A 4,586-nucleotide genomic window follows, 5' to 3' on the forward strand; every position below is an offset into this window, starting at 1 on the left:
AGCAGCAGGCTGTCCACCCGCTCGCTCAGCAGCTCGGTGTCGGTCACCGTGCCGGGCGTGACCACCCGCACCACCTTGCGCTCCACCGGCCCCTTGGCGGTGGCCACGTCGCCCACCTGCTCGGCGATCGCCACCGCCTCACCCATGCGGATGAGTTTGGCCAGATAGCTTTCCACCGAGTGCACCGGCACGCCGGCCATCACCACCGGCTGGCCGGCGCTCTGGCCGCGGGTGGTCAGCGTGATGTCCAGCAGCCGGTTGGCCTTGCGCGCGTCGTCATAGAACAGCTCGTAGAAATCGCCCATGCGATAGAAGACGAGCGCGTCGGGGAAGTCCGCCTTGATGGCCAGGTACTGGGCCATCATGGGGGTGTGCGCGGAGAGGTCCCGCGCAGGGCTGGCGGGCGGGGCGGGCGGCGTCGGGCGCTCGGTCTGCAAGGTGCTTCCTGGGGTCGGTCGTTCGGGGCTGCGGCGGCTGCGCAGCGCCCCTGTCGGGCAGGGGGCGGCGATGATCGCATGGCGCCGCACGCCACAGCCGATCGGCGGATGAAGGCCGCAAACTGCGGCTTACTTCACGTTTGGCCAGTTCCTCACAAATCTGACGCCCTGAGGAAATACTTCACGCGGTTAGCGTGAGCGCCTTCGTTACCGGAGGAAGCACTTGCTAACCAGGATGTGTGCGGCTGTGTTCAGCCTTCTTGCAGCCACCAGCGCATCGGCCAGCCCCGGCGGCCTGCGCATCACGGGTGACGTGGTGTTCGGCGATTCGGCCGCCGCCGTGCTCGGTGCCAGTTACACCTTGACCTTGAGCTTCGACGGCGGCGCGCGCAACCACAGCCACCTGCCGGGCCGCGGCCTCTACGGCGGCGTGGACGCGTTGATCACCGGCTTTGACTTCAGCGTGCAGACACCCGGCGGCCAGCGCTTTGCCAGCAGCCAGCAGCAGCTGGCATCGAGCGGCAGCAACAGCCTGGTGTCGGTGGTGGACGACCCGGGCGGCGACAGCTGGTACCTGACCCTGTTCGGCCGCGGCTTGCGGCTGGCCGACGGTGATGCGCCGCTGGCCGACTACCGGCTGAGCGTGGAGCTGGAAGGCGGCACCGGCGGCGTCAGCTCCAGCGCCCTGGGGGCGGCGCCGCAGGCCGGCGCCTTCAGCTCGGCGCTGTTCGGCTTTTTCCGCAGCGACGGCAGCCCGGTGCTGGTGGGCAACGTGACCCGCATCGATGCCGTCAGCGCAGTGCCGGAGCCCGGCACCTGGCTGCTGATGCTGGCCGGCGTGGGCGGGCTGGCGGCGTTGGCACGCCGGCCGGCCACGCCGGGCTTCACTCCTCGGCCGTCGGCTGCCTCTTGATGCGCACTGGCCCGCGCTTGGGCTTGGCGTCGGCGGCGGGTGCTTCGGCGCCCAAGCTGGCGGCCAGGGCCTGCTCGGGCGTGGTGTCGCCGGATTCGGTGGCCACGCCATCGGCGCCGGCTTCGTCGGCCTTGATCACGCGGGTATAGGGCGCCAGGATGGTGACCAGCTGCGCGTACACCTTGGCATTGCCCGCCACCACTTCGCGCTGGTAGAGGTAGTCGGACTCACCGGTGAAGTTGCCGATCAGGCCGCCCGCCTCGGTGATCATCAGCGAGCCGGCGGCGATGTCCCAGGGGTTCAGGCCGGTCTCGAAGAAGCCGTCGTAGTAGCCGGCGGCCACGTAGCACAGGTCCAGCGCGGCGGCGCCCGGGCGGCGCACACCGGCGCAGGCCTGCGTCACCTCTTCGAACATCTTCATGTAGCGCTTGAAGTTGTCGCCGCGGCGGAACGGAAAGCCGGTGCCCACCAGTGCGTCGGACAGGCGCGTGCGGCGCGAGACGCGGATGCGGCGGTCGTTCAGGTAGGCGCCACGGCCCTTGCTGGCGTAGAAGAGGTCGTTGCGGGTAGGGTCGTACACCACCGCCTGCTGCACCTGGCCACGGTGCGCCAGCGCGATGGACACGCAATACACCGGAAAGCCGTGGATGAAGTTGGTGGTGCCGTCCAGCGGATCGATGATCCAGACGAACTCGCTGTCCTTGGCGCCGCGGCTGCGGCCCGACTCTTCAGCCAGGATGGCGTGGTTGGGGTAGGCCTGCAGCAAGGTGTCGATGATCACCTCTTCGGCTGCCTGGTCGACCTCGGTGACGAAGTCGTTGGGGCCCTTGTGATTGATCTTCAGCTGCTCCAGGTCGAGCGAGGCCCGGTTGATGATCGCGCCCGCCGCGCGTGCCGCCTTGATGGCGATGTTGAGCATGGGGTGCAGCGATTGGGACATGGGCGACCTGTGTAAAAACGTCGTTGGACGAACGAGCCCCGGCCGGCAAGCCGTGGGCGGACATGGAGCAGCAGCGAAGGCAAAGAGCGGTGGCGCCGACAATGCGGGGCCAGAGAACCGCGCATTTTAGCCGCCTGAAACGTTTCCACGCACCATGCCCGAGCCAACGCCCCCTGAAGCCATCGTGACGCCTGCCACCGAAGCCGCCCCGCGTGGCGATGGCAGCCGCTTCATCCTGGTCAACACCAGCCACCCGGGCAACGTGGGCGCCGCCGCCCGCGCCATGAAGGTGATGGGCTTTGCCGACCTGGTGCTGGTGCAGCCCCGCTTTGCCGACGTGCTGAGCCAGGAAGAGACCGTGGCCATGGCCAGCGGCGCGGCCGACATCCTGGTGCGGGCGCGCATCGTCGAGTCGATCGACGAGGCGCTGGACGGCATCGACCACCTGTGCGCCACCGCGATGACGCCGCGCGACTTCGGCCCGCCCACGGCCGCGCCGCGCCCGCATCTGGCGCAGATGGCGGCGCAGGGCGCACGCATGGGCTTCGTCTTCGGCAGCGAGCGCTATGGGCTGCCCAACGAGATCGTTTACCGCTGCCACACCTGCCTGAGCATTCCCACCGATCCGACCTACGGCTCGCTGAACCTGGCGCAGGCGGTGCAGGTGATCGCCTATGAATGGCGGCAGGCGCTGGGCGGCTTTGCGGTGCAGCCGCGCACCGCCGAGCCGGCGCCGGCCGATGCCGCCGCGGTGCAAGGCCTGCTGGCCCATTGGCGCGAGGTGCTGGTGGCCATCGGCTACCTGGACCCTGCTGCGCCCAAGAAGCTGATGCCGCGGCTGAACCAGCTGGCCAACCGCGCGGCGCTGACGACCGAGGAAGTGCACATCCTGCGTGGCGTGGCCAAGGCGGTGTCGCGGCTTGCCCCTCCTGGCACCTGATGCCAGGGCGGCGCATACACTGGCCGGCCGTGACCGAAGACGGCCCTGGAAGGGCCGCGAGAGCCAACGCCATGTTCAGCCGACTGCGTGAAGACATCGCCTGCATCCGCGAACGCGACCCCGCCGCGCGTTCGTCGTGGGAGGTGCTCACCTGTTACCCAGGGCTGCATGCGCTGGTGATGCACCGCTGGGCCCACGCAGCCTGGCGCGCCCGCTGGTACTGGCTGGGGCGCTTCATCTCGCATGTCGCGCGTTTTCTCACCGGCATCGAGATCCACCCCGGCGCCACCATCGGCCGCCGGGTGTTCATCGACCACGGCATGGGCGTGGTGATCGGCGAAATGGCCGAGGTGCACGACGACTGCACCATCTACCAGGGCGTGACGCTGGGCGGTACCTCGCTGGTGCGTGGCGCCAAGCGCCACCCCACGCTGGAGCGTGGCGTGATCGTGGGTGCCAATGCCTGCGTGCTGGGCGGCTTCACCGTGGGTGAGGGCGCGCGCATCGGCTCGGGCGCCATGCTCACCAAGCCGCTGCCGGCCGGGGCCACCGCGGTGGGCAACCCGGCGCGCATCATCGAAGGCAAGGCCGACGCCGAGCGCGAGGCAGCCTCGGCCCGCATGGGCTTTTCGGCTTATGGCGTGACGCAGGGCGACGACCCGGTGGCGCAGGCGATGAAGGGCCTGATCGACAACGCCTCGGGCCATGAGCATCAGATCATGCTGCTGTGGCAGGCGATCGAGAAGCTGTCGTCCCGCGCACGTGAGCTGCCCGATGGCGACTGCGTGCCGCAGGACGCGCAGACCACCGAGTGCTTTGACGCCGCCGGTCTGAACCGGCTGGTCAAGTAGACGGCGCTCGCTCCAGGGAACTACAGCAGGAACAGCAGCGGCACGCCCAGCAGCCACAGGCTGCGCGTGTCGCGCTCGATCTCCAGCTTCAGCGTGCTGCTGTAGGGCGTGACAAAGCCGTCGGCTTCGATGCTGCGGTAGCGGAAGTAGTAGGTGCCCGGCTGCGACGGCTTGTCCAGCAGCCACAGCGGCTCGCCCAGCTCTGCGCGCACCGTGCCCGGCCCCTGAAATTGCGGGTCGGTGGACAGCTCCACCTGCTGGCGGTCTTCGGGCTGGCCGCTCCAGCGCAGTTCCAGCCGCTTGCCGTCGGCGGAGGTACCGGCGCTGGCTGCCGGCGGTGCTGCACGCACCTTCAGCGCCTGCGGATCGGTCCAGGGGCCGCGCTGGCGCTGGCCCGGCTGCGGCGGGCGCACGCTGGCCATGCGCCAGTAATAGCTGCCGGGCTGGTCCAGCTGCACTTCGGTGCTGGCACCGCGCAGCTCGGGCAGGTCGGCCACCAGGTCGG

At 69.6% G+C, this 4,586-nt stretch carries 4 protein-coding genes and 2 pseudogenes; 3 read left to right on the forward strand and 3 right to left on the reverse strand.

Annotation, left to right across the window (positions count from 1 at the left end; translation table 11 throughout):
- Positions 1-365: pseudogene (locus ABNT58_RS26105) on the reverse strand (DNA mismatch repair protein MutS); the annotation flags it as partial.
- Between the two features lie 319 nt (positions 366-684).
- Here ABNT58_RS26105 and ABNT58_RS26110 point away from each other — a divergent pair.
- The gene (locus tag ABNT58_RS26110) at positions 685-1,350 is read left to right on the forward strand and encodes a PEP-CTERM sorting domain-containing protein (RefSeq protein ID WP_348756297.1); all 666 of its coding nucleotides are present in this window, start codon (positions 685-687) and stop codon (positions 1,348-1,350) included.
- On the opposite strand, the gene ABNT58_RS26115 is transcribed toward ABNT58_RS26110, so the two are convergent.
- Entirely contained in the window at positions 1,322-2,290 is a 969-nt protein-coding gene (locus ABNT58_RS26115; protein WP_348756298.1) for an inositol monophosphatase family protein, read from the reverse strand. The two genes, ABNT58_RS26110 and ABNT58_RS26115, sit on opposite strands and share 29 nt — an antisense overlap.
- A gap of 154 nt (positions 2,291-2,444) precedes the next feature.
- Here ABNT58_RS26115 and ABNT58_RS26120 point away from each other — a divergent pair, with 154 nt between their 5' ends.
- Together ABNT58_RS26120 and cysE are read left to right on the forward strand one after the other, a co-directional pair.
- On the forward strand, positions 2,445-3,230 hold the full coding sequence (locus tag ABNT58_RS26120) for an RNA methyltransferase (protein WP_348756299.1): 786 nt from the start codon (positions 2,445-2,447) through the stop codon (positions 3,228-3,230).
- 71 nt (positions 3,231-3,301) lie between these two features.
- Complete coding sequence (gene cysE, locus ABNT58_RS26125; RefSeq protein ID WP_348756300.1) at positions 3,302-4,081, forward strand: serine O-acetyltransferase; 780 nt, start codon at positions 3,302-3,304, stop codon at positions 4,079-4,081.
- A gap of 20 nt (positions 4,082-4,101) precedes the next feature.
- Here cysE and ABNT58_RS26130 read toward each other — a convergent pair.
- Positions 4,102-4,586, reverse strand: a pseudogene (locus ABNT58_RS26130) (hypothetical protein); the annotation flags it as partial.

The sequence above is a fragment of the uncultured Aquincola sp. genome (assembly GCF_964001545.1).
In the GTDB taxonomy this organism is placed as follows: Bacteria; Pseudomonadota; Gammaproteobacteria; order Burkholderiales; family Burkholderiaceae_C; genus Aquincola.